Genomic DNA, 19,440 nt, shown 5'->3' with positions numbered 1-19,440 from the left:
GCGCGGCAACGATGTGTCGCTAACGCGGCCTTAACCCTTCTTCGCCAGAAGCGATCACGAGAGAAGCGAATTTCTTGTGAGGCTGATGCGCCGATGGAAGACCTGATTGCCGATTTTGTCGCGGAAAGCCGCGAAATGCTCGAATCGCTTGGTGGCGAGATCGTCGCCTGGGAGGCCGAGCCGCACGACCGTGCCCGGCTCGACAGCATTTTCCGCTTTGTCCACACGGTGAAGGGCAATTGCGGCTTTTTCGATTTCCCGCGCCTCGAGGCGCTGAGCCATGCCGCCGAGGATGCGCTCGCCGACGTGCGCGCCGGTCGTCGCCAAGCCGATGCCGCGCTGGTCAGCGCGGTGCTCGGCATCATCGACCGCATCGGCGAGATGATCGAGATCATCGACCGCGGCGAAAAGCTGCCCGACGGTGACGACAGCGCGCTGATCGCTGCCCTATCGACCGATGCCGCCACCGGCGACGAGATCGTCGCCGAGCCGGTCGCCCAGACCGAGGAAGAAACCAAGACTACCACCACCATCGGCGCCAACCCTTCGGCCGCGCCGCGCACGATCCGCCTGTCGGTCGAACTGCTCGACCGCGTGATGAGCGGCGTGAGCGACATGGTGCTGGCGCGCAACGAGCTCGCCCGTCGCCTGCGCGAGGCGCCCGAGGATGTCGCGGTGCAGGGCGCTTTCGAGCGCCTGTCGAGCATCATCGCCGAAATGCGCGACAGCATCACCCGCACCCGCATGCAGCGCATCGAGAACCTCTTCGTCGCGCTGCCCCGTATGGTGCGCGACCTGTCGAACGAGCTGGGCAAGCAGGTGATGGTCGATATCGACGGCGGTGACGTCGAACTCGATCGCGAGATGATCGAGATGATCCGCGATCCGCTGACCCACATCATCCGCAACGCCATCGATCACGGTATCGAGGCGCCCGCCGACCGGCTCAAGTCGGGCAAGCGCGAGATCGGCATGCTGTCGGTCTCGGCGCGCCAGTCGGGCAACCAGATCCTCATCCATATCGCCGATGACGGCAATGGCATCGACGCCGAGCGCATCGTGGCCAAGGCCATCGCCAATGGCGTGATCGACAAGGCAGCCGCCGACGTGATGAGCCATGCCGCCAAGCTCGCGCTCATCTTCGAGGCGGGCCTGTCGACCGCCAAGGCCGTGACCTCGGTCTCGGGCCGCGGCGTCGGCATGGACGTGGTGCGCTCCAACGTCGAGCGCATCGGCGGCATCGTCGAGGTGGATTCCAAGCCCGGCGAGGGCACCCGCATGACGCTGCGCGTGCCGCTCACCCTGACCATCATCCCCGCGCTCACCGTGTCGATCGGCGACCAGAGCTTCGCCATCCCGCGCTCGGCGATCGAGGAGATCGTGCGCGCCAACGGCTCGAGTGTCACGCTCGAGAAGATCGGCGGGGCAGGGGTCGCCACCATCCGTGGCCGCCGCGTCCCCGAGGTCGCGCTGGCCGACATCCTCGGCCTCGACAGCGACCTCAGCGACGAGGAGCGCACGCTGGTCGTGCTTCGCCCCGCTGGCGGCGACGTTTATGCGCTCGCCGTCGACAAGATCCACGATCACGAGGAACTGGTGGTGAAACCCGCCGCGCCTGCGGTGATGGCGACCGGCCTTTACGCCGGCACCACGCTGGCCGACGACGGCAGCCCCATCCTCCTCTTCGACACGGCAGGTCTTGCCGCGGTTGGCGGGGTCAAGCTCGAGAAGCAGGAACGCGTTGCCCGCGTCACCGAGGAAAAGACCGCCGCCAACGACGATCTCGTCGAACTGCTGCTGTTCCGCGGTCTTGGCGGCCAGCGCCGCGTCGTCCGCCTCGGTGCGGTCGACCGTATCGAGGACGTACCCGTGTCCAAGTTTACGGAGACGGGCGGTTCGCTCCGCGTCCAGCTGGGCGAGGACATCCTGCCCGCGACCGGCCTCGAGAGCCTGTCCGAACTGGGCGATCGCGAGACGGTACGCCTGTTCCGCCTGTCCGATGGCGAGACCGAGATCGGCTATGCCTTCGACCAGGTCATCGACATCAAGGCGCTCGACCATGACATCATCCCCGCCGAGGGGCAGGGCGCGGTCACCGGCATCAGCCTTGTCGGCGAGGAACCGGCCGAAATGGTCGATGCCCACTGGCTCTTCTCGCGGCTCGCGACCGACAAGTCCGAACGCGCCGACGGCCTCGTCTGCGCGCTCCCCGTCGAGGATCCATGGATGCGCAACATGCTGCGCCCGATCGTCGAGGCCGCTGGCTATCGTGTCGTCGATGCGGCCTCGGACGAGGCAAAGGGTGCCGACCTCGTCGTCCGCACGGCGGAGGACTTCGCCGAGGCTGCTAACGACAGCTCGGGCACCCTGCTCAAGCTGCGCAAATCACCCGAGGGCGATGACGACAGCATCTATCGTTACGACCGCGCGGGCCTGCTGATGGCGCTGCGCTCGGTCGCCGGAGGAAAGAACTGATGGACCTGCTCCTGATCGTCCGCATCGGCGGCACCCGCGTCGCCCTCGACGCCAGCGAGATCGAATCGGTGATCGAACTCGACGCCTTGTCGCCCGTACCGCGTGCGCCCAAGCATCTTGCAGGCCTGTCGGCGCTGCGCAGCCGCGTGCTGACGGTGGTCGACTGCAAATGCGCCCTCGAGCTCGGCACGACCGAATTCACGCCGGGCGAGATCCACGAGGCGGCCGTGACCGAGATCGATGGCCACCACTATGCCCTGAGCGTCGACAGCGTCGAGGACGTGATCGAGGCGCAGGGCGACCTCAACCCCGTGCGCGCCGCGATGGGCGGTGGCTGGGAGCGGGTCGCCGCGGGCATGGTCGAGACGGGCGAGGGGCCGCTGCTCCTCGTCGATATCGCCAAGCTGATCGAAGGTCCCAAGAAGGACGAACGCGCGGCGGCTTAACCGCCTGTTACCTTTTCCACTTTATGGTTTGTACCGAACCGAGACAATGAAGGCCCACCGACATGAAGACCTGTTTGATCGTCGATGACAGCAAGGTGATCCGCAAGGTTGCGCGTCACATCCTCGAAACGCTTGAATTCAAGGTCGAGGAAGCCGGCGACGGCAAGGAGGCTCTGGCCTTCTGCGAGCAGACCATGCCCGACGTCGTGCTGCTCGACTGGAACATGCCCGTGATGAGCGGCATGGAGTTCCTCAAGCTCCTGCGCCAGGGCGGTCATGCCAACCAGCCCAAGGTCGTCTTCTGCACCACCGAGAACGACATGGCGCACATCCGCGCCGCGCTCGAGGCGGGTGCCGACGAATATGTGATGAAGCCCTTCGACCGCGAGACCCTGCACGTCAAACTGCAACTCGTCGGCGTCGCCTAAGAGAGGCCCGCCCCATGGCCGGGTCGCTCGCCTCGAACATCCAGCGGGCGGCGCCAGCAGCGCCGCGTACCGTGCGCCTCATGGTTGTCGATGACAGCACGGTGGCGCGCGCGGTGCTGAGCCGCATGATCGAGACCGACCCGCAGTTCAAGGTGGTCGCGGATGCCGCGACCGCCGAGGATGCGATCGAGCAGCTTCGTACCGTCGACTGCGACATCGTCCTCCTCGACCTCGAAATGCCGGGGGCAGGGGGGCTGGAAAAGCTTCCCGAGATCCTGGAGACCTCGCGCGGCGCGCAGGTACTCGTCTGCTCCTCGCTCGCCGAGGAAGGCGCCGAGGCCACCGTTCGCGCGCTGGCGATGGGCGCCTCCGACACGCTGCCCAAGCCCGGCACCGGCCGCTTCGGCGGCACCTTCACCGAAGTCCTGCTCGGCAAGTTGCGGGCCCTCGCCAGGTCGGGTGCCGTGCCCAAGCATCTCGCCCGCAAGGCCGCACCGCCGCCGCCCGTCGTCCAGGCGGGGCTGCGCAGCGATCGCGGCGGCGAGATCGACGTGCTGCTCATCGGTGCCAGCACCGGTGGTATCCATGCGCTGGCCGCCTTCTTCGAGGCGCTGCCGCCCAAGATCGGCGTGCCCATCTGCGTCACCCAGCATCTGCCGGGCGCGTTCATGCCCGTCTTCGCGCGCCAGCTGACCCGTTTTGCCAACCGGCCCTGCCATGTCGCCGAACAGGGGCATCCGCTGCTCGCCGACCGCATCTATATCGCGCCGGGTGACGGCCATCTCGAGGTCCGCGCCACCAAGCAGGGGCTGATGGCCGCGATCAACAAGGACAAGCAGCCCACGGGGTGCATGCCCTCGGTCGACCCGATGTTCGCCTCCGCCGCCGAAGCCTGCGGCGAGCGGGCCTGCGGCGTCATCCTCACCGGCATGGGCCGCGACGGCACCGTCGGCGCGCAGAAGCTCGTTGCTTGCGGGTCGGGCGTGATGGCGCAGGACGAAGCCTCCAGCGCCGTCTGGGGCATGCCCCGCTCGATCTTCGAACATGGGCTCGCCTGCCGCCTCGGCACGCCGGCAGAACTGGCTCGCCACGTCGGCAAGCGTGTCGGCAAAATCAACGGAGGTGCCTGATGGCGATCAGTGACAGCTCCAGCCGCATCCTCGCGGGGCTCCTCGAGGCGCGGACCGGCCAGCAGCTTACCATGAGCCGCCGCTGGCGCATCGAGACCGCGCTCAGCTCCGTGCTGCGCCGCCGCCAGATCGCCAGCATCGACGAACTCATCACCCAGCTGGTGATGAACAAGGATCAGCGCCTGTCCGAGGAAGTGATCGAGGCACTCCTCAACAACGAGACCTATTTCTTCCGCGACCGCGCGCCCTTCGACATGATCAAGAAGGAGCTGCTGCCCGCGATCCGACAGCGCAACATGGCCGAGCGCAAGCTCAGCATCTGGTCGGCGGGCTGCTCGACGGGGCAGGAAGCCTATTCGATCGCCATGATGATTGCCGAGGACCCGCTCGCCTGGGCGGGCTGGGAGATCGACATCGTCGGCACCGACGTCAGTCGCACTGTGACCGACCGCGCACGCGAGGGCAGCTTTACCCATTTCGAGGTGCAGCGCGGGCTCGGGATCCAGCAGACCATCCGCTGGTTCGAGGAAAAGGGCGACAATTGGCAGGTTGTCGACCAGATCAAGAAATTCGTTCGCTTCGAGGCGCGCAACCTGTTCGAGGCGCCGCCGCGCCCGGGCAAGTTCGACCTCGTCCTGTGCCGAAACGTGCTGCTCTATTTCTGCAACGAAAAGCGCCGCGCCGCCTTCGACCGGATGGCCGATGCGCTGAAGCCCGAGGGCGGGCTGCTGCTCGGGGCGGGCGAGACGGTGATCGGCCAGACCGAGCGTTTCTCGGCCGACCGCGAACGGCGTGGTGTCTACCGCCTCACCGGCGGCGAAAATGCCGACCGGCGCGCCACCGGGACTTGACGTAACCGGCCCTGATGCCGCCTAAGTCGCCGTCATGGAGCTGATCCGCCGTCCGTCACCCAATTGCGGGGACCGCCTGTTGCCGGTCTCGATGATCGTGTTGCACTATACCGGCATGCCGACCGGCGAGGCCGCGCTCGACAAGATGTGCAGTCCCGATGGCGGGGTCTCGGCGCATTATTGCATCGAGGAAGACGGCCGCATCTTCCAGCTGGTCGACGAGGAAAAGCGCGCCTGGCACGCGGGCAAGAGCTACTGGCGCGGCGTTACCGACGTGAATTCGGCGAGCGTCGGCATCGAGATCGTCAATCCGGGCCATGAATTCGGCTATCCCGATTTTCCCGACGAACAGATCGCGGCGCTCATCCCGCTCCTTGCCGACATCAAGAACCGCCATGGCATCAGCCGCGGTAATGTCGTCGGCCATTCCGACATCGCGCCGACGCGCAAGCAGGATCCGGGCGAGAAATTTCCCTGGCCTGCGCTGGCCAAGCGGCGCCTCGCGCTGCCGAGCCCGACCAAGGATCTGATGGATCCCTTCTGGACCGACAGCGGCTTCATGCTCGCATTGGAGCGCTTCGGCTATGACGTGACCGATCCTACGGCGGCGGTCATCGCCTTCCAGCGGCGCTTCCGCCCCGAGGTGATCGACGGCATCATCGACGGCGAATGCCGCGCCAAGCTGCTCGCCCTCTTGCTGCCGCGCCCGCAATAGACCATATCGCTCGTGTCAGGGGGCCGGGCGGCCGCGTCATGCTTGCATGTCGAGGAAAGTCCGGGCTCCACGGAACAACGGTGCCGGGTAACGCCCGGCGGGCGTCTCTTTTCGAGGCGTTCAGGGACAGTGCCACAGAAAGCATACCACCGCTCTTCGGGGCGGCCAGGGCGAACGGGTGCGGCAAGAGCGCACCGCGATGGTGGCAACATCATCGGCACGGTAAACCCCACCGGGAGCAAGGCCGAATAGGGGCGTCACATGGGTCGGTTCCGACCCGATGCCCGGGTTGGCTGCTGGAGCGCGTCGGCGACGGCGCGCCGAGATGAATGGTCGCACAGTCCCAGCCTTCGCTGGGATGGACAGAACCCGGCTTACAGGCCCCCTGGCATATCTCTTCCCGAAAGGCGGGGTGGCGCTTTTGCCCCCGCCACCCTAACTAGGCGCAATGGCGAGAGCGAAAAGATCCGACGACTGGGGCTTTCCCCGCTGGCGCAGCTATGGCGACAAGAGCCGCGAGGCGGCCAAGGTGCGCCTGTGCGATCGCGTCCATTGCACCGAGGTCGGTGATCGTCCCGCGCCCAAGGCGCCCAACAGCCCCGAACGCTGGTATTTCTGCGAAAAGCACGCTGCCGAATATAACAAGAACTGGAACTATTTCGCCGGCCTGTCGAAGGAAGAAGCCGCCAAGCGCGCCGCCGACGAGAGCCGCGACGCCTCGGGCTTCCGCCAGTCGGCACATTACGAATGGGCCGGTTCGGGTGACGGTAGCCGTAGCCGCGACGAGATGCGCGCATTGGACCTGTTCGGGCTCGATGCGCATGCCGAGTTCGAGGAGGTGCGCAAGGCCTATCGCGCCCGCGCCAAGGAACTGCACCCTGACGTGAACCCGGGGGACGAGGAAGCCGCCGCCGAATTCCAGAAAGTGCGGGCGGCCTATGACGTGCTCAAGGTCGCCGAGCAGCGCCGCCGCGATCTCGGCTAGGCCCTAGACTTTCACCATGAAGGTGCCCGCGACATGGGCAAGCTCGCGTCCGTCCTCGAGGCGCGCGATGCCACGTACGAAGGCCACCGATTTCGTCAGCTTGTAGGTCTCGCAGCGCGCGATGATCCGGTCCTCGATGGTCGCGGGGCGGAGATAGTCGAGGCGCAGGTCGATGGTGACGATCGGCTCGAACCGCCCGAGCTTCTGCCACACCGAGGCCCCACCGCAGGTGTCGAGCAGCCCCACGATGGCGCCAGAGGCGAGAATGCCGTCCTCGGGGACGCCGACCAGTTCGGGCTTGGGCGTGAGGCCCAGTTCGACCCAATTGTCGCCATGCGCGACATAGTCGTAGCCCAGCGCCTTGCCATGACCGACCGACCCGATCAGCTTGAGGAACTGCGCGATGTCGAAATTCTCGAGAAGATCGGCGCGCTCCTGCGCCAGCCGCCGCTTTTCGCTGTCGTCCATCAGGCGGCGAGCCGCTCGGCGGTCTCGCGCACCAGCGCGATCATGTTGGGCACGCCCTGCGTTCGGTTCGATGACAATTCGCGGCTGAGTTCGAAGGGTTCGAGGGCAGCGGCGATGTCGGTCTCGGCGACCTCCTCGGCCTTCTTGTCCTGGACCGCGGCGAGCACCAGCGCGACGACGCCCTTGGTGATGGCTGCATTGCTGTCGGCGAGGAAGTGGAGCTTGTCGCCGTCCTGGCGGGGATAGACCCAGACGCTGGCCGAGCAGCCGCGCACCTTCGTGGCGTCTGTCTTCAGCGCCTCGGGCATGGGCTCGAGCTTGCGCCCGAGATCGATCAGCAGGCGGTAGCGGTCCTCGCTTTCGAGAAACTCATATTCCTCGGCGATGTCGGAGAGGGGAGGCAGGCTCATGCGCTGCCTGTTAGCGGGGCCGGCTCAGTCGCGCAAACTCTCGATCTGCTGGGTCAGGCTGTCATTCTTTTCGACGGCGATGCGTTCGAGGACCTGCAGTCGGTCCTTCAACGCCGATACCTCCTCGCGCAGCGCCTTGACTTCAGGGCCTTCCATCTGGCTGCCCGCCGCCTTGCCGCGCGCGCGGGCGAAGCTGTCGAGCACCTTGGCGCCCATGACGATGGCGACGATCGCCACGACCATCGAGAACGGATCCATCAGCCTTCCTCCTTCTCGTTGCCGGGGAGCGGCTCGGACTTTTCGGGCCGCGGCGGCAGGGTCTTGAGATTATCGATTTCCGCAGCAAGGCGCGAGGGCTTGTCGGTGACGATGCGCTCGAGCGTCTCGAGGCGGTCGTAGACCTTGTCGAGCTGGTCGCGCAGCGCGGCATTCTCGTCCTTGAGTTCGAGCATTTTCTGCGGATTGCCGGGCGAGACCTTGCGGCCCATGCTGTCCTCGACCGGATAGCCGTGCTTGACCTTCATCGTCTCGGTGATGATCCAGCCGATCACCCCGAGGATTCCGATGATGAGGGCGCCGATGATGACGAGGCTCTGCATTAGTTGCTGGTCTCCCGGATGCGCTGTTCATGGTCGAGCCGGTCGAGCTGGCGCAGGGCCTCGATCTGGTCGGCGGTCTGGATGCCGCGGTCGGTCGCAATGCGTTCGAGGACAGCGAGGCGTTTCTCGAGCGCCTCGATACGGGCCTCGTGGGCTTCGCCGCGGGTGCCCTTCTCCTGACGGATGACATTGCCCTCGTCATCGGTGATCGGATAGCCGTGCTTGGCCTTGAGCCAGTCGGTCATGAGGCCACCGATGGTGGTGACCACGACGATGGCGGCGACCATTTCGAAGGGACCCCACATCAGTTGCTGGCTCCCTTCTTCTCGATCGATAGTTTCTCGATCTCCTGGACAAGGCCGTAGCTCTGGTCGGTAACGATGCGCTCGACCGTCTCGACGCGTTCCTTCATCGCAGACATCTGGGCGCGCAATTCGGCATTCTCGCTGGTCAACAGCTTGATGCGCTCTTCGGCCTCGCGGTCCTTCTTGGGGTGCATGGCCACGCCCCAGCTGCTTTCGAGCGGATAGCCGTTGCGGATGCGGTTGTGGGTGTTGATCACCCAGCCGAGCACCGAGGCAACGATGATAACCGTGATGTAAGGGGCGAAGGCGAGGATTTCGGCGCTATCCACGGGCCTTCTCCTTGGGGAGGGGCAGGGGATCACGGTCTTGCAGGTCGCGCAATGCCTCGATCTGTGCTGCCGTATGCGCACCGCCGTCGGTCACGATCTGCTCGAGCACGCGCACGCGCTGTTCGAGCTCATGGTTGGAGACTGCATATTGCGCCGCCTTCTCGGCGGTCTGCTCGGCCTCGATCTCCATCTTGCGCTGCTTCAGGCCGAACAGGCGGTGCATGATGTAGAAACCGAGCGCCATCGGTAGGCCGACCACGATGAACAGGGCAATTACCTCATCGCCACTCATCTCATTTTCCCCTCTTTTTCCGTCTCTTACTTCAGTTCGTCGATCTGCCGGGCGAGGACGCGGTTCTCGCTCGTCACATAGCTCTCGATGTCGGCCAGGCGCCGGTCGATCGAGCGGAACTCGGCGTGGATCGCCTTGGCCGACTTGGTCGGGCTGGCGCGGACCTGCCGCCAGAACTGGCGGTCGGCCTCATTTTCATAGGCCAGCTCGGCGGGCTTGTCCTCGGCGATGATGCCGGCGAGGAAATAGAGCATGAAGGCCGAACCCGAGCTCATCAGGATGGCGAAGAGCATCATGATGCGCATCAGCGTGACGTCGACGCCGGTATAGTCGGCGAGGCCGGCGCATACGCCCATGACCTTGCCATGCTTCTTGTCCTTGTAGAACTTGGTGTGGCGGGCAGGTCCGGTCATGTTCAACGCTCCTTCTTGCGCTCGAGCAGGGCTTCATGCTCGGCGAGCAGCTGGTCGGCGCGGCCGATGAGGTTCTGGTCGCGCAGGCGGTCCGAGGACACGCACTTGTCGCGCCACGCCGGATCCTCGGCGCTCATGATGCGCTCGATGGTGCAGATGCGATCATCGAGCCGACGCGCGGCCTCGTGCAGTTCCTCGAGCAGCTTTTCATCGGGCACGGTGAGGGTGGCCTGCGTCTTCCACTTGGTGATGTAGTGAAAGATGATCCACGGCAGGCCGATGAACAGCATGCCAACGATCATGATTGGCAGGAAGACGTCTTCGAACATTGCTACTTTTCCCCTTTAAACGTGTCGCTCAGTCGCGCTTGGCCCGACTATCTTAATCGCGCTTGGCGCGGAGCGCGGCCTTCATGGCCTCGAGTTCTTCATCGACCTTGTCGGCCGCTTTCAATTCGGAAATCTCCTCTTCGAGGCTCTTGGGCCCCGTCATGCCGAGCGCATCGGCCTGGCCCTCGGCAAGGTCGGCGCGGCGCTCGAGGCTCTCGAAGCGCGAGAAGGCGTCCTGCGTACGGTTGCCGTTGAGGACCTCGCGCGCCTTGGCGCGGCTCATCGCGCTCTCGAGGCGGGTGGCGATGGCATTCTGGCGGGCGCGGGCCTCGCGCAGCTTGGCCTGCAGCTTGGCGATATCGGCCTCATAGGCCTTGAGCGTCTCGTCGATCGCCTCGATCTCGCTGCGCAGCCCGTGGGCCATGTCGGCCGCCTTCTGGCGCTCGATCAGCGCCTGCTTGGCAAGATCCTCGCGATCCTTCGACAGGGCCAGCTCGGCCTTCTCGGTCCAGCTGTCCTGCATCTGTTCGAGCCGTTCGAGCGCGCGGCGCATTTCCTTGCCGTCGGCGATCGAACGGGCGGCCGAGGCGCGAACCTCGACGAGTGTTTCTTCCATTTCGAGGATGATCATGCGGATCATCCGCGCGGGATCCTCCGCACGGTCGAGCAGCTCCGTCATATTGGCTGCAAAAATGTCCCGAACCCGGGAGAAGATGGCCATAAGGCACTCCTGTAACGCTTGGTTGCACCAAACTATGCGAGAAACGTGCCAAAAAGTCACACCGATTGCAAATCGGCAAAAAACGTAATTTTCCGCCGCATCGCAGCATGAAACATCTTGCCAGATGGTGGGATTTTCCACCACATGTTCGGCATGGAGCGGGCGAACCAGTTTGTCGGCCAGTCATTGGCCTTTCTCGATGCCGTGGAGCGGGCAAGCCGCGCCGCGCCGCTTGACCGTCCCGTGCTCGTCATCGGCGAGCGCGGCACGGGCAAGGAACTGATCGCCGAGCGTCTCCACCGCCTGTCGACCCGCTGGTCGGGGCCGCTCGTCACGATGAACTGCGCGGCGCTTCCCGAAACACTCATCGAGGCCGAGCTGTTCGGCCATGAGGCCGGTAGTTTCACAGGCGCAACGAAAACGCGGCAGGGGCGCTTCGAGGAGGCCGATGGCGGCACACTGTTCCTCGACGAACTGGCGACCCTGTCGGCGGCGGCGCAGGAGCGGCTCCTGCGCACGGTCGAATATGGCGAGGTGACACGTATCGGCGCCTCCAAGCCGATCCGCGTCGACGTGCGCATCGTCGCGGCGACCAACGAACATCTTCCCAGCCTCGTCGACAAGGGACGCTTCCGTGCCGACCTTCTCGACCGCCTGTCCTTCGAGGTGGTGACGCTGCCGCCGCTGCGCGCTCGCGAGGGCGATATCGCGCTGCTTGCCGAACATTTCGGGCGGCGCATGGCGGTCGAGCTCGACTGGCCGAACTGGCCCGGCTTTGCAGACAAGGCGCTGGAACGGCTCGAGAAATATGGTTGGCCCGGCAATGTACGCGAGCTGCGCAATGTCGTCGAGCGCGCGGTCTATCGCGCCGAGGATCCCGAACGCGCGGTCGAGACGATCAATTTCGATCCGTTCAAGTCGCCCTGGGCGCTGATGGGCGGGGCGGGGCCTGCGAGCCGGAGCCAGCCCGACGAGGAAGAGGAGGCGCCCGCCGCTGCCACTGCGTCGTCGCCGTCGCCGGATGGGGTGGCCGCCGACCTCGACACCGACGATTTCAAGGCCAGCGTGACCGAATATGAAAAGGCGCTGATCGGCCATGCGCTGGAAAAGCATCGCTACAACCAGCGCGCCACCGCCAAGGCGCTCGGGCTGAGCTACGACCAGCTTCGCCATGCCATGAAGAAGCTCGACCTCAGTGCTTCGGCCGACGGCTAGGCTCCCCGAATTCCCCTAGATCGTTCAATGTGATAGGCTGGCGCTCTACCTTGCCGGAAAAGGACGCGCCATGAACAGGTTCCTCGTCGCTCTCGCTGCCACTGCAGGCATCGCCACCGCTACCCAGGCGGGGGTGGTCACCATCGGTAGTCCCAAGTCGACGAGCTGCTGGATCGCGGCCGAAAGCAAGAGCGATGCGCGCCGTGATCTCGAGATCTGCAACGAGGCGCTAGCTGAGGACTTCCTCGGCGTGGAGGCCCGCGCGGGCACCTATGTGAACCGCGGCATCATCTATATGAACCGCGATGAATATGTCGCCGCCGCGGCCGATTTCGCCAAGGCGCGCGAACTGGATCCCGACCAGCCCGAAGCCTATCTCAATGAAGGCATCCTCGCGCTCCACCAGAAGGAGGCCGAGGCGGCGCTGCGCTTTGCCGACCGCTCGCTCGAGCTCGACACGGCGCGCCCGCACATTGCCTATTTCGTCCGCGGCCTCGCACATGAGGACAAGGGCGAGGCGGAGAATGCCTATCGCGACCTCAAGATGGCGCAGTCGCTGATGCCCGGATGGTATGAGGTCGAGCGCGAGCTCGGTCGCTATTCGGTGGTCGCGCGCTAGGCCGCCGATTTCCGGCCAAATTAGGGGCTGACAGGCCTCGTTGCGCTTCCTAAACGGTTGCCCGTGCAACGCCTCGCCCTGCGGGGCGTTGGCGGTTCGTACCATCTTGACCAACAGGAGCGCCCCTATGGCTTTCACCCTTCCCGACCTGCCTTTCGCCAAGGATGCGCTGGGCGATCACATGTCGGCCGAAACGCTCGACTATCACCATGGCAAGCATCACAAGGCCTATGTCGACAAGACCAACGGCATGCTCGGCGACAATGATCTCGAGGGTGCGAACCTGACCACGGTGATCAAGCGCGCGAGCGAGGCCGGCAACAAGGGCCTGTTCAACAACAGCGCGCAGATCTGGAACCACAGCTTCTTCTGGATGGGCCTCGCGCCCGAAGGCTCGACCAAGCCGTCGGACAAGCTCCAGGCGATGATCGACAGCGACTTTGGTTCGACCGACAAGTTGCTCGAGGCGCTGCAGAACGAGAGCGCCAACCATTTCGCGAGCGGTTGGGGCTGGCTCATCCTCAACAATGGCAAGCTCGAGGTCACCAGCCTGCACGATGCCGACAGCCCCGTGGCGCACGGCATGACCCCGCTGTTCACCGTCGATGTGTGGGAACATGCTTATTACGTGGATTACCGTAATGCGCGCCCCGACTATCTGAAGAGCGTGCTCAATAACATCGTCAACTGGGACTTCATCTCCCAGAACCTCGACGGGCAGGGCATCAGCCGCGCCGACCAGCTCGGCTAAAAGCGAAGCCTCGAAAGAAAAGAGGGCGGTGGCTTCGGCTGCTGCCCTTTTTCGTGGGCGCTATTGCTTCAGCCGGTGGCCCGTGCGGAAGATCCAGGCGATGGCGAGGAGCGGGAGGAGGATGGCGAGCGCCATCGCCGCAACGCTCGCGCCCAGCGGCACATCGGCGACATCGTAGAAGGTCCAGCGATAGCCGGAGACGAGATAGACGATGGGATTGGCGAGCGTGACGCTGCGCCACGGCTCGGCCAGCGAAGCGACCGAATAAAAGATGCCGCCGAGGAAGGCGAGCGGCGTGACGATGAGCAGCGGCACGAACTGGAGCTGTTCGAAATTGTCGGCGAGCAGGCCGATGAGGAAGCCGAGCAGGCAGAAGCCCGTGGCGATGGCGGCGAGGAAGACGAGCATCATCAGCGGATGCTCGACCCGCACGTCGACAAAGAAGGCGGCGGTCGCCAGCGTGATGAGCGCGAGGAGGAAGCTCTTGGTCACGGCCGCCCCGACATAGGAGGCGACGGTCTCGAGCGGCGACAGGGGCGCCGAGAGGATTTCGTAGATGGTGCCGGTGAACTTGGGGAAATAGATACCGAAGCTGGCATTGGCGACCGACTGGGTGAGGACCGAGAGCAGGATCAGGCCCGGCACGATGAAGCTGCCATAGTCGATGCCGCTCATGTCGCTCATCCGGCTGCCGATCGCCGAGCCGAAGACAAGGAAATAAAGCGCGGTCGTCAGCACGGGGGCGACGACGCTCTGCCAGAAGGTGCGTTTCCAGCGCGCCATCTCGAACTTGTAGATGGCGAGCATGCCGCGCGGGTTCATGAGGCATCTCCGGCGTGAACGAGCGATACGAAGATATCCTCGAGGCTCGACTGGCGGGTGGTGAGATCGCGCCACGAGATGCCGGCATCGTCCAATGCGCGCATGAGGCGGGGGATTCCCGTCTCCTCGGCCTTGCTGTCGAAATGATAGTCGATCTCGCGGCCTTCATCGACAAGGTCGAGGTCCCAGCCGGCAAGGCTGTCGGGCAGGGCGGCCAGCGGGGCGTCGAGGAAAATCTTCAAGGTGCGGCGGCCCATCTGCGCCATCAGCTCGGCCTTGTCGCCGAGCGCGACCAGTTCACCAGCCCGGATCACGCCGACGCGGTCGGCCATTTCCTCGGCCTCCTCGATATAATGGGTGGTGAGGATGATGGTGGTACCGTCGGCCTTCAATGTGCGCACGAGGTCCCACATGTCGCGCCTGAGTTCGACATCGACGCCCGCGGTCGGCTCGTCGAGAAAGAGGATGTCGGGCTCGTGGGCGAGTGCCTTGGCGATCATCACGCGGCGCTTCATGCCCCCCGACAGTTCGAGCATCCGGCTCTTGCGTTTCTCCCAAAGGGTCAAGCGCTTGAGGAGGCTTTCGAGATAGGCATCGTCCTTCGGGCAACCGAAGAGGCCGCGCGTGAAACTGACCGTGTCCCAGACGGTCTCGAAGGCGTCGGTGGTCAGTTCCTGCGGGACGAGGCCGATGCGTCGGCGGGCGTCGCGATAGTCGCCCTCGATGTCATGGTCGTCGACGGTGACGCTGCCGCCGGTTTTCGTGACGATGCCGCAGACGATCGAGATGAGCGTCGTCTTGCCTGCACCATTGGGGCCGAGGAGGGCGAAGATCTCGCCCTTCTCGATGTCGAGGTCGACACCCTTCAGCGCCTTGGTGCCACCCTTGTAAGCCTTTTCGAGACCGCGGATGGCGATGACGCTCATTGCTTCTTTTCCCCGTCCTGGCCGAGGTCGAGGCCGTTCCTGAGGAGCATCGGCATCTGGCTCGCGGCGAACATGAAGGTGAGGGGGAGGAAGCCCCAGATTTTGAAGCCAAGCCAGAACGACGTCGAACTGTTGCGCCAGACGACTTCATTAAGGCAGGCGAGGAACGCGAAGAAAATGGCCCAATTCCGGGAAAGCTTACTCCAGCCCTCGGGGGTGACGCCGGGATAGGCGGCGCCAAGGAGCGCTTTCAGGAGGTTGCGCCCGGTCAGCAAGCCGAAGGCGAGGATGGCCGCCGCGAGCAGGTAGAAGAAGGTCGGCTTCATCTTGATGAAGTCGCCATCGCGGGTGAACCAGGTGATGGCCGCGGAAACGCCGACAAGGACGATCGAAATGATCTGGAGCGTCGTCACCTTGCCGGTGGCGCGGTAGCCGACGACCATCGCCGCGATCATGGCGGCGAGGAAAGCGCCGGTCGCGGCAAGCAATCGGTCAACCTCGTCACCGGGAAAGAATTTGAAGGCCACGAAATAAAGGATGAGCGGGCCGAGATCGAGCAGCAGCTGCTTTCCGGGCGAGAGCTTGGGGGCCTGCGCCTCGATGTCGGGGCCGGGATGCTGGTCGGTCATGCGGGGGGCAGGCCTGCGATGGCGCGGGCGACCGCGCGGGGATCGAAGGGACGCAGGTCGTCGACGCCTTCGCCGACACCGATGGCGTGGATGGGCAGCCCGAATTTCTCCGCCGCCGCGACCATCACGCCGCCGCGCGCGGTGCCGTCGAGCTTGGTCATGACGAGGCCGGTGACCTGTGCGACTTCCTTGAAGACCTGGATCTGGTTGAGGGCGTTCTGGCCGGTGGTCGCGTCAAGGACGAGGAGCACGTCGTGCGGCGCCTCGGTGTTCAGCTTGCCGAGCACACGGCGGATCTTGGCGAGCTCGTCCATCAGGTGCGCCTTGTTCTGGAGGCGGCCGGCGGTGTCGACGATAAGCACATCCTCGCCGGTGGCGGTGGCTTGCTTCACCCCGTCGAAGACGATGGAGGCGGGGTCGCCGCCCTCGGCGCCGGCGATGACGGGGGCATGGATGCGCTCGCCCCAGATCTTGAGTTGCTCGATCGCGGCGGCGCGGAAGGTGTCGCCGGCGGCGAGCAGGACGCCATAGTCCTGCTCCATCAGGAGGTTGCCGATCTTGCCGATGGTGGTGGTCTTGCCCGAACCATTGACGCCGATCACGAGGATGACGTGTGGGCGGGGAAAGCCGACGATATCCAGTGGCTTGGCGACCGGAGTTAAGATCTTTTCGATCTCCTCGGCGAGGATCTCGCGCAAGCCCCGCTCGTCCAGCATGTCATATTTCTTCGCCGCGATCGCGTCGCGGATGCGCTTCGATGCCTCGGGGCCGAGGTCGGAGGCGATCAGCGCTTCCTCGATATCGTCGAGCGTCGCGCTGTCGAGTGCCTGCTGGCTGGTCAGCCCCTGAAGGTTCTCGCCCAGGCGATCGGCAGTCTTGCGGAAGCCGCCGGTAAGGCGATCAAGCCAACTCATTCGAAAATCCCCGTCAAACCCGTTTCACTTGCGTGCGTGATGCGCGCCTGTCCGTAGGCTCCGCGCGGCGCCCCTTCAACCGCGATCGGTGCAAAACCGTCCGTATGCCCCTTGTGACCGTTCTCGATCAGGCAGGGCTGTAATGTGCCGACCTGCGCCTCGAGCCAAGCCTGCCGGTGCGCGGCGGCGCGGGCGCGCAGGCGGGCGGCGCGCTCCTTGATCAGCCTGCGGTCGAGTTGCGGCATGCGCGCGGCCGGTGTCTTCTCGCGCGGGCTGTAAGGAAAAACATGCGCGGCGATGATGTCGCAATCCTCGATGAGCGCGAGGCTGTTCTCGAACATGGCCTCGGTCTCGGTCGGGAAACCGGCGATGATGTCGGCGCCGATGGTCACGTCGGGGCGGGCGGCCTTGAGCTTCTCGACGATGGCGACGGCCTGTGCGCGGCTGTGGCGACGCTTCATGCGTTTGAGGATCATGTCGTCGCCCGCCTGGAGCGAGAGATGGAAGTGGGGGAGGAGGCGCTGGTCCCCGCTCAGCAGTTCGAACAGCGCGCCGTCCATCTCGATGCTGTCGAGGCTGGAGAGGCGCAGGCGCTCGAGGCGCGGCTCGTCGGCGAGCAGGCGCTGGAGCATCTCGCCGAGCCGCATGCCGTCGCGGTCGTAGCTGGTAATGTCGACGCCGGTGATGACGATCTCTTTGGCGCCGCGATCGAGCTCGGCGGCGACCGCACGGCGCACTTCATCGAGGCTGAGCGACTGCGAATTGCCGCGACCATAAGGGATGGTGCAGAAGGTGCAGCGATGGTCGCAGCCGGTCTGCACGGCGACGAAGCTGCGCACCTTGTTGCCGAAGCCCGCGGCGACCGCGGGGGCAGGTGCCGTCATGACGTCGCCCGGCAACGCCTTGGAAGCATTGGCGATTTGCGCGACATCGAGCTTCTCGGCATTGCCGATCAGCGCGTCGACTTCGGGCATGGCGCGGAAGGTCTCGGGCTCGACCTGCGCGGCGCAGCCGGTGACGACGAGGCGTGCGTCCGGATGGTCGCGGCGAGCGCGGCGGATCGACTGGCGCGTCTGGCGCACCGCCTCGCCCGTCACCGCGCAGCTGTTGATGATGACGGTGTCGCGTGTCTCGCCAGCGGCCTCGAGGCGGCGCTTCATCGTCGCGCTCTCGGCCATGTTGAGACGGCAGCCGAGGGTGATGGTCTCGATGGTCACGCCAGCGCTTCCAGATCGACCGTGCCCTCGAACACATGGGTAGCGCCGCCGCGCATGAGGATCGGTTCGCCCGGCGCCCAGCTGATGTGGAGCGTGCCACCCGGCATGCGGACCTCGACAGGCGAGATGAGGTGCCGGTTTCGAATTGCCGAGATGGCGGTGGCGCAGGCTCCGGTGCCACAGGCCTGGGTAAGGCCGGCGCCGCGCTCGAAAGTCTTCAATTCCAGATAGCTGTCGTGAACTTGCGCGACGTTGACGTTGATCTTGTTGGGAAAAGCGGGGTCACTCTCGATGCCGGGGCCGAGATCGCCGAGCGGGATGGCGTCGAGGTCGTCGACGAAGAAAACCAGATGCGGATTGCCCACATTGACCGCGTCGGGCCGCTCGAGCGGGCCCCAGCCGAGCGGCAGCGGGTGAGTGTCCATCGCATCGGCAAGCGGAATAGCGTCCCAGTCGAAGCGCGGCGGGGGCAACTGGACGCTGATCTCGCCCTCAATCGCAACGGCCTCGAGATGGCCGCCGACGGTCTCGATGGAATTGGCGTGGGTCAGCGCGGCGACGCAGCGCGCGGCATTGCCGCAGGCCTCGGCGAAGGAGCCATCGGCATTCCAGATATCCATGCGCACATCGGCACTGTCGGAGGGCGACAGGCGGATGAGCTGGTCGCAGCCGATGCCGCGCCGACGGTCGCACAAGGCGCGCACCTGCGCCTCGCTCGGATCGACGGGGCGACGCCGTGCATCGATGATAACGAAATCGTTGCCTAGCCCGTGCATCTTGTGAAACGTGATCGTCATTGCGATGCGATCTAGGGTGCGCGGAGGCGCGAGGCAAGCAAGCGAGCGGAAGGGTAGTGATGGCAAGTGGGGGGAATTGGCGCGAGCAGCCGCTGGGGAGCGGCGAACTGGCGCGCACGTTCAAGGATGAAGGGCTGGACACGCTTGGCGCGGCGGCGGGCTGGATCGAGGCGCTGCCTTATGGCCGCCTGTCGGTCCGCGACCATCGCGCGGTGCTGTCGGAAAAGCGCGGCACCTGCTCGACCAAGCATGCGCTACTGGTCGAATTGATGCGCGAGGAAGGGGTCGATGCCGAGCTGGTGGTCGGCCTGTTCGAGCTGTCGGGCAAGCATTTCGACACGGTGGCGCCGGTGCTCGAGGCGCACGGGCTCGACACCATGCTGGAGGCGCATTGCGTGGCCGAAGTGGCGGGCGAGCGGGTCGATTTTACCGGCCTGACTCACACGGACAAGCCGATCCGCTTCGAACTGGAGCGGCGGCTCGAGCCTGCCGCGCTGGTCGAGAAGAACATGATCCACCGGCGCGCGCTGCGGCAGTGGCGGCTCGACCGCGGCATCGCGGCGAGTTTCGAGGCCATCTGGCAGGCGCGCGAGGCTTGTATCGCCGCACTAAGCGAAGAAGGAGCCTGAGCTTGGGCACGAGCGGACCGAATAG

The 19,440-nt window shown here is 65.2% G+C and carries 27 protein-coding genes and 1 other RNA gene; 12 read left to right on the top strand and 16 right to left on the bottom strand.

All coding sequences use genetic code 11. From position 1 onward, the window contains the following. Window positions 1–93 precede the first annotated feature (93 nt). From NUW81_RS01805 to NUW81_RS01770, 8 genes are all read left to right on the top strand, one after another. The gene (locus tag NUW81_RS01805; RefSeq protein ID WP_245109793.1) at window positions 94–2,475 is read left to right on the top strand and encodes a chemotaxis protein CheA; all 2,382 of its coding nucleotides are present in this window, start codon (window positions 94–96) and stop codon (window positions 2,473–2,475) included. Continuing rightward, the gene (locus NUW81_RS01800) at window positions 2,475–2,921 is read left to right on the top strand and encodes a chemotaxis protein CheW (RefSeq protein ID WP_245109789.1); all 447 of its coding nucleotides are present in this window, start codon (window positions 2,475–2,477) and stop codon (window positions 2,919–2,921) included. The genes NUW81_RS01805 and NUW81_RS01800 overlap by 1 nt, the downstream gene beginning before the upstream one ends. A 62-nt stretch (window positions 2,922–2,983) precedes the next feature. After that, entirely contained in the window at window positions 2,984–3,349 is a 366-nt protein-coding gene (locus tag NUW81_RS01795) for a response regulator (RefSeq protein WP_245109787.1), read from the top strand. Between the two features lie 14 nt (window positions 3,350–3,363). Continuing rightward, a complete protein-coding gene (cheB, locus tag NUW81_RS01790; RefSeq protein WP_245109785.1) occupies window positions 3,364–4,479 on the top strand; it encodes a chemotaxis-specific protein-glutamate methyltransferase CheB in 1,116 nt (371 codons plus the stop codon). Continuing rightward, window positions 4,479–5,330, top strand: a complete 852-nt coding sequence (locus NUW81_RS01785; protein WP_245109781.1) for a CheR family methyltransferase — start codon at window positions 4,479–4,481, stop codon at window positions 5,328–5,330. Before cheB ends, NUW81_RS01785 begins: the two co-directional genes overlap by 1 nt. A 34-nt stretch (window positions 5,331–5,364) precedes the next feature. Further along, complete coding sequence (locus NUW81_RS01780; RefSeq protein WP_245109779.1) at window positions 5,365–6,045, top strand: N-acetylmuramoyl-L-alanine amidase; 681 nt, start codon at window positions 5,365–5,367, stop codon at window positions 6,043–6,045. 15 nt (window positions 6,046–6,060) lie between these two features. Then, window positions 6,061–6,438, top strand: an RNA gene (gene rnpB, locus NUW81_RS01775) — RNase P RNA component class A. A 55-nt stretch (window positions 6,439–6,493) separates the two neighbouring features. Beyond that, window positions 6,494–7,030 (top strand): J domain-containing protein, encoded by a 537-nt coding sequence (locus NUW81_RS01770; RefSeq protein ID WP_245109777.1) that lies wholly within the window; start codon window positions 6,494–6,496, stop codon window positions 7,028–7,030. Window positions 7,031–7,033: 3 nt separating this feature from the next. On the opposite strand, the gene NUW81_RS01765 is transcribed toward NUW81_RS01770, so the two are convergent. The 10 genes from NUW81_RS01765 to pspA are packed head-to-tail and all read right to left on the bottom strand — an operon-like array spanning window position 7,034 to window position 10,896. Next, complete coding sequence (locus NUW81_RS01765) at window positions 7,034–7,498, bottom strand: PaaI family thioesterase (RefSeq protein ID WP_245109774.1); 465 nt, start codon at window positions 7,496–7,498, stop codon at window positions 7,034–7,036. Next, the gene (locus NUW81_RS01760) at window positions 7,498–7,902 is read right to left on the bottom strand and encodes a SufE family protein (RefSeq protein WP_245113621.1); all 405 of its coding nucleotides are present in this window, start codon (window positions 7,900–7,902) and stop codon (window positions 7,498–7,500) included. The genes NUW81_RS01765 and NUW81_RS01760 overlap by 1 nt, the downstream gene beginning before the upstream one ends. 30 nt (window positions 7,903–7,932) lie before the next feature. Then, complete coding sequence (locus NUW81_RS01755) at window positions 7,933–8,166, bottom strand: hypothetical protein (RefSeq protein ID WP_245109771.1); 234 nt, start codon at window positions 8,164–8,166, stop codon at window positions 7,933–7,935. After that, a complete protein-coding gene (locus NUW81_RS01750) occupies window positions 8,166–8,507 on the bottom strand; it encodes a hypothetical protein (protein ID WP_245109769.1) in 342 nt (113 codons plus the stop codon). The genes NUW81_RS01755 and NUW81_RS01750 overlap by 1 nt, the downstream gene beginning before the upstream one ends. Then, entirely contained in the window at window positions 8,507–8,812 is a 306-nt protein-coding gene (locus NUW81_RS01745) for a hypothetical protein (protein WP_245109767.1), read from the bottom strand. The genes NUW81_RS01750 and NUW81_RS01745 overlap by 1 nt, the downstream gene beginning before the upstream one ends. Continuing rightward, window positions 8,812–9,141, bottom strand: a complete 330-nt coding sequence (locus tag NUW81_RS01740; protein ID WP_245109764.1) for a hypothetical protein — start codon at window positions 9,139–9,141, stop codon at window positions 8,812–8,814. The genes NUW81_RS01745 and NUW81_RS01740 overlap by 1 nt, the downstream gene beginning before the upstream one ends. Next, window positions 9,134–9,433 (bottom strand): hypothetical protein, encoded by a 300-nt coding sequence (locus NUW81_RS01735; protein ID WP_376741953.1) that lies wholly within the window; start codon window positions 9,431–9,433, stop codon window positions 9,134–9,136. Before NUW81_RS01735 ends, NUW81_RS01740 begins: the two co-directional genes overlap by 8 nt. A gap of 26 nt (window positions 9,434–9,459) precedes the next feature. Next, window positions 9,460–9,846, bottom strand: a complete 387-nt coding sequence (gene pspC / locus NUW81_RS01730; protein ID WP_245109762.1) for an envelope stress response membrane protein PspC — start codon at window positions 9,844–9,846, stop codon at window positions 9,460–9,462. A 2-nt stretch (window positions 9,847–9,848) separates the two neighbouring features. Beyond that, window positions 9,849–10,175 carry an envelope stress response membrane protein PspB gene (gene pspB / locus NUW81_RS01725; protein ID WP_245109760.1) on the bottom strand — a complete coding sequence of 109 codons (327 nt, stop codon included), beginning with the start codon at window positions 10,173–10,175 and terminating at the stop codon, window positions 9,849–9,851. A gap of 52 nt (window positions 10,176–10,227) precedes the next feature. Next, on the bottom strand, window positions 10,228–10,896 hold the full coding sequence (pspA, locus tag NUW81_RS01720) for a phage shock protein PspA (protein ID WP_245109758.1): 669 nt from the start codon (window positions 10,894–10,896) through the stop codon (window positions 10,228–10,230). A 153-nt stretch (window positions 10,897–11,049) separates the two neighbouring features. Here pspA and pspF point away from each other — a divergent pair, with 153 nt between their 5' ends. The 3 genes from pspF to NUW81_RS01705 all read left to right on the top strand — a co-directional run bounded on the left by pspF (window position 11,050) and on the right by NUW81_RS01705 (window position 13,481). Continuing rightward, entirely contained in the window at window positions 11,050–12,111 is a 1,062-nt protein-coding gene (pspF, locus tag NUW81_RS01715) for a phage shock protein operon transcriptional activator (protein ID WP_260508523.1), read from the top strand. Window positions 12,112–12,181: 70 nt separating this feature from the next. After that, complete coding sequence (locus NUW81_RS01710) at window positions 12,182–12,730, top strand: tetratricopeptide repeat protein (protein WP_245109754.1); 549 nt, start codon at window positions 12,182–12,184, stop codon at window positions 12,728–12,730. A 127-nt stretch (window positions 12,731–12,857) separates the two neighbouring features. Continuing rightward, the gene (locus NUW81_RS01705) at window positions 12,858–13,481 is read left to right on the top strand and encodes a superoxide dismutase (protein WP_245109752.1); all 624 of its coding nucleotides are present in this window, start codon (window positions 12,858–12,860) and stop codon (window positions 13,479–13,481) included. A gap of 60 nt (window positions 13,482–13,541) precedes the next feature. Here the strand turns inward: NUW81_RS01705 and NUW81_RS01700 are convergent, their stop codons facing one another. The 6 genes from NUW81_RS01700 to dapF are packed head-to-tail and all read right to left on the bottom strand — an operon-like array spanning window position 13,542 to window position 18,786. Next, entirely contained in the window at window positions 13,542–14,303 is a 762-nt protein-coding gene (locus NUW81_RS01700) for an ABC transporter permease (RefSeq protein ID WP_245109749.1), read from the bottom strand. Beyond that, window positions 14,300–15,229 carry an ABC transporter ATP-binding protein gene (locus tag NUW81_RS01695; RefSeq protein WP_245109747.1) on the bottom strand — a complete coding sequence of 310 codons (930 nt, stop codon included), beginning with the start codon at window positions 15,227–15,229 and terminating at the stop codon, window positions 14,300–14,302. Before NUW81_RS01695 ends, NUW81_RS01700 begins: the two co-directional genes overlap by 4 nt. After that, window positions 15,226–15,858: an inner membrane-spanning protein YciB gene (locus tag NUW81_RS01690; RefSeq protein ID WP_245109744.1), complete on the bottom strand. Its 633-nt coding sequence runs from the start codon at window positions 15,856–15,858 to the stop codon at window positions 15,226–15,228. Before NUW81_RS01690 ends, NUW81_RS01695 begins: the two co-directional genes overlap by 4 nt. After that, window positions 15,855–16,772: a signal recognition particle-docking protein FtsY gene (gene ftsY / locus NUW81_RS01685; protein WP_245109742.1), complete on the bottom strand. Its 918-nt coding sequence runs from the start codon at window positions 16,770–16,772 to the stop codon at window positions 15,855–15,857. Before ftsY ends, NUW81_RS01690 begins: the two co-directional genes overlap by 4 nt. Next, window positions 16,769–17,989: a tRNA (N(6)-L-threonylcarbamoyladenosine(37)-C(2))-methylthiotransferase MtaB gene (gene mtaB, locus NUW81_RS01680; RefSeq protein WP_260508522.1), complete on the bottom strand. Its 1,221-nt coding sequence runs from the start codon at window positions 17,987–17,989 to the stop codon at window positions 16,769–16,771. Before mtaB ends, ftsY begins: the two co-directional genes overlap by 4 nt. Then, window positions 17,986–18,786 carry a diaminopimelate epimerase gene (dapF, locus tag NUW81_RS01675; protein WP_245109739.1) on the bottom strand — a complete coding sequence of 267 codons (801 nt, stop codon included), beginning with the start codon at window positions 18,784–18,786 and terminating at the stop codon, window positions 17,986–17,988. The genes mtaB and dapF overlap by 4 nt, the downstream gene beginning before the upstream one ends. Before the next feature lie 59 nt (window positions 18,787–18,845). Here dapF and NUW81_RS01670 point away from each other — a divergent pair, with 59 nt between their 5' ends. Continuing rightward, window positions 18,846–19,415, top strand: coding sequence for a transglutaminase domain-containing protein (locus NUW81_RS01670; protein WP_245109737.1), 570 nt, complete (start codon window positions 18,846–18,848; stop codon window positions 19,413–19,415). Window positions 19,416–19,440 lie beyond the last annotated feature (25 nt).

It is taken from the genome of Sphingomicrobium aestuariivivum, from assembly GCF_024721585.1.
GTDB lineage: Bacteria > Pseudomonadota > Alphaproteobacteria > Sphingomonadales > Sphingomonadaceae > Sphingomicrobium > Sphingomicrobium aestuariivivum.
This window is presented reverse-complemented; position numbering and strand designations above follow the sequence as displayed.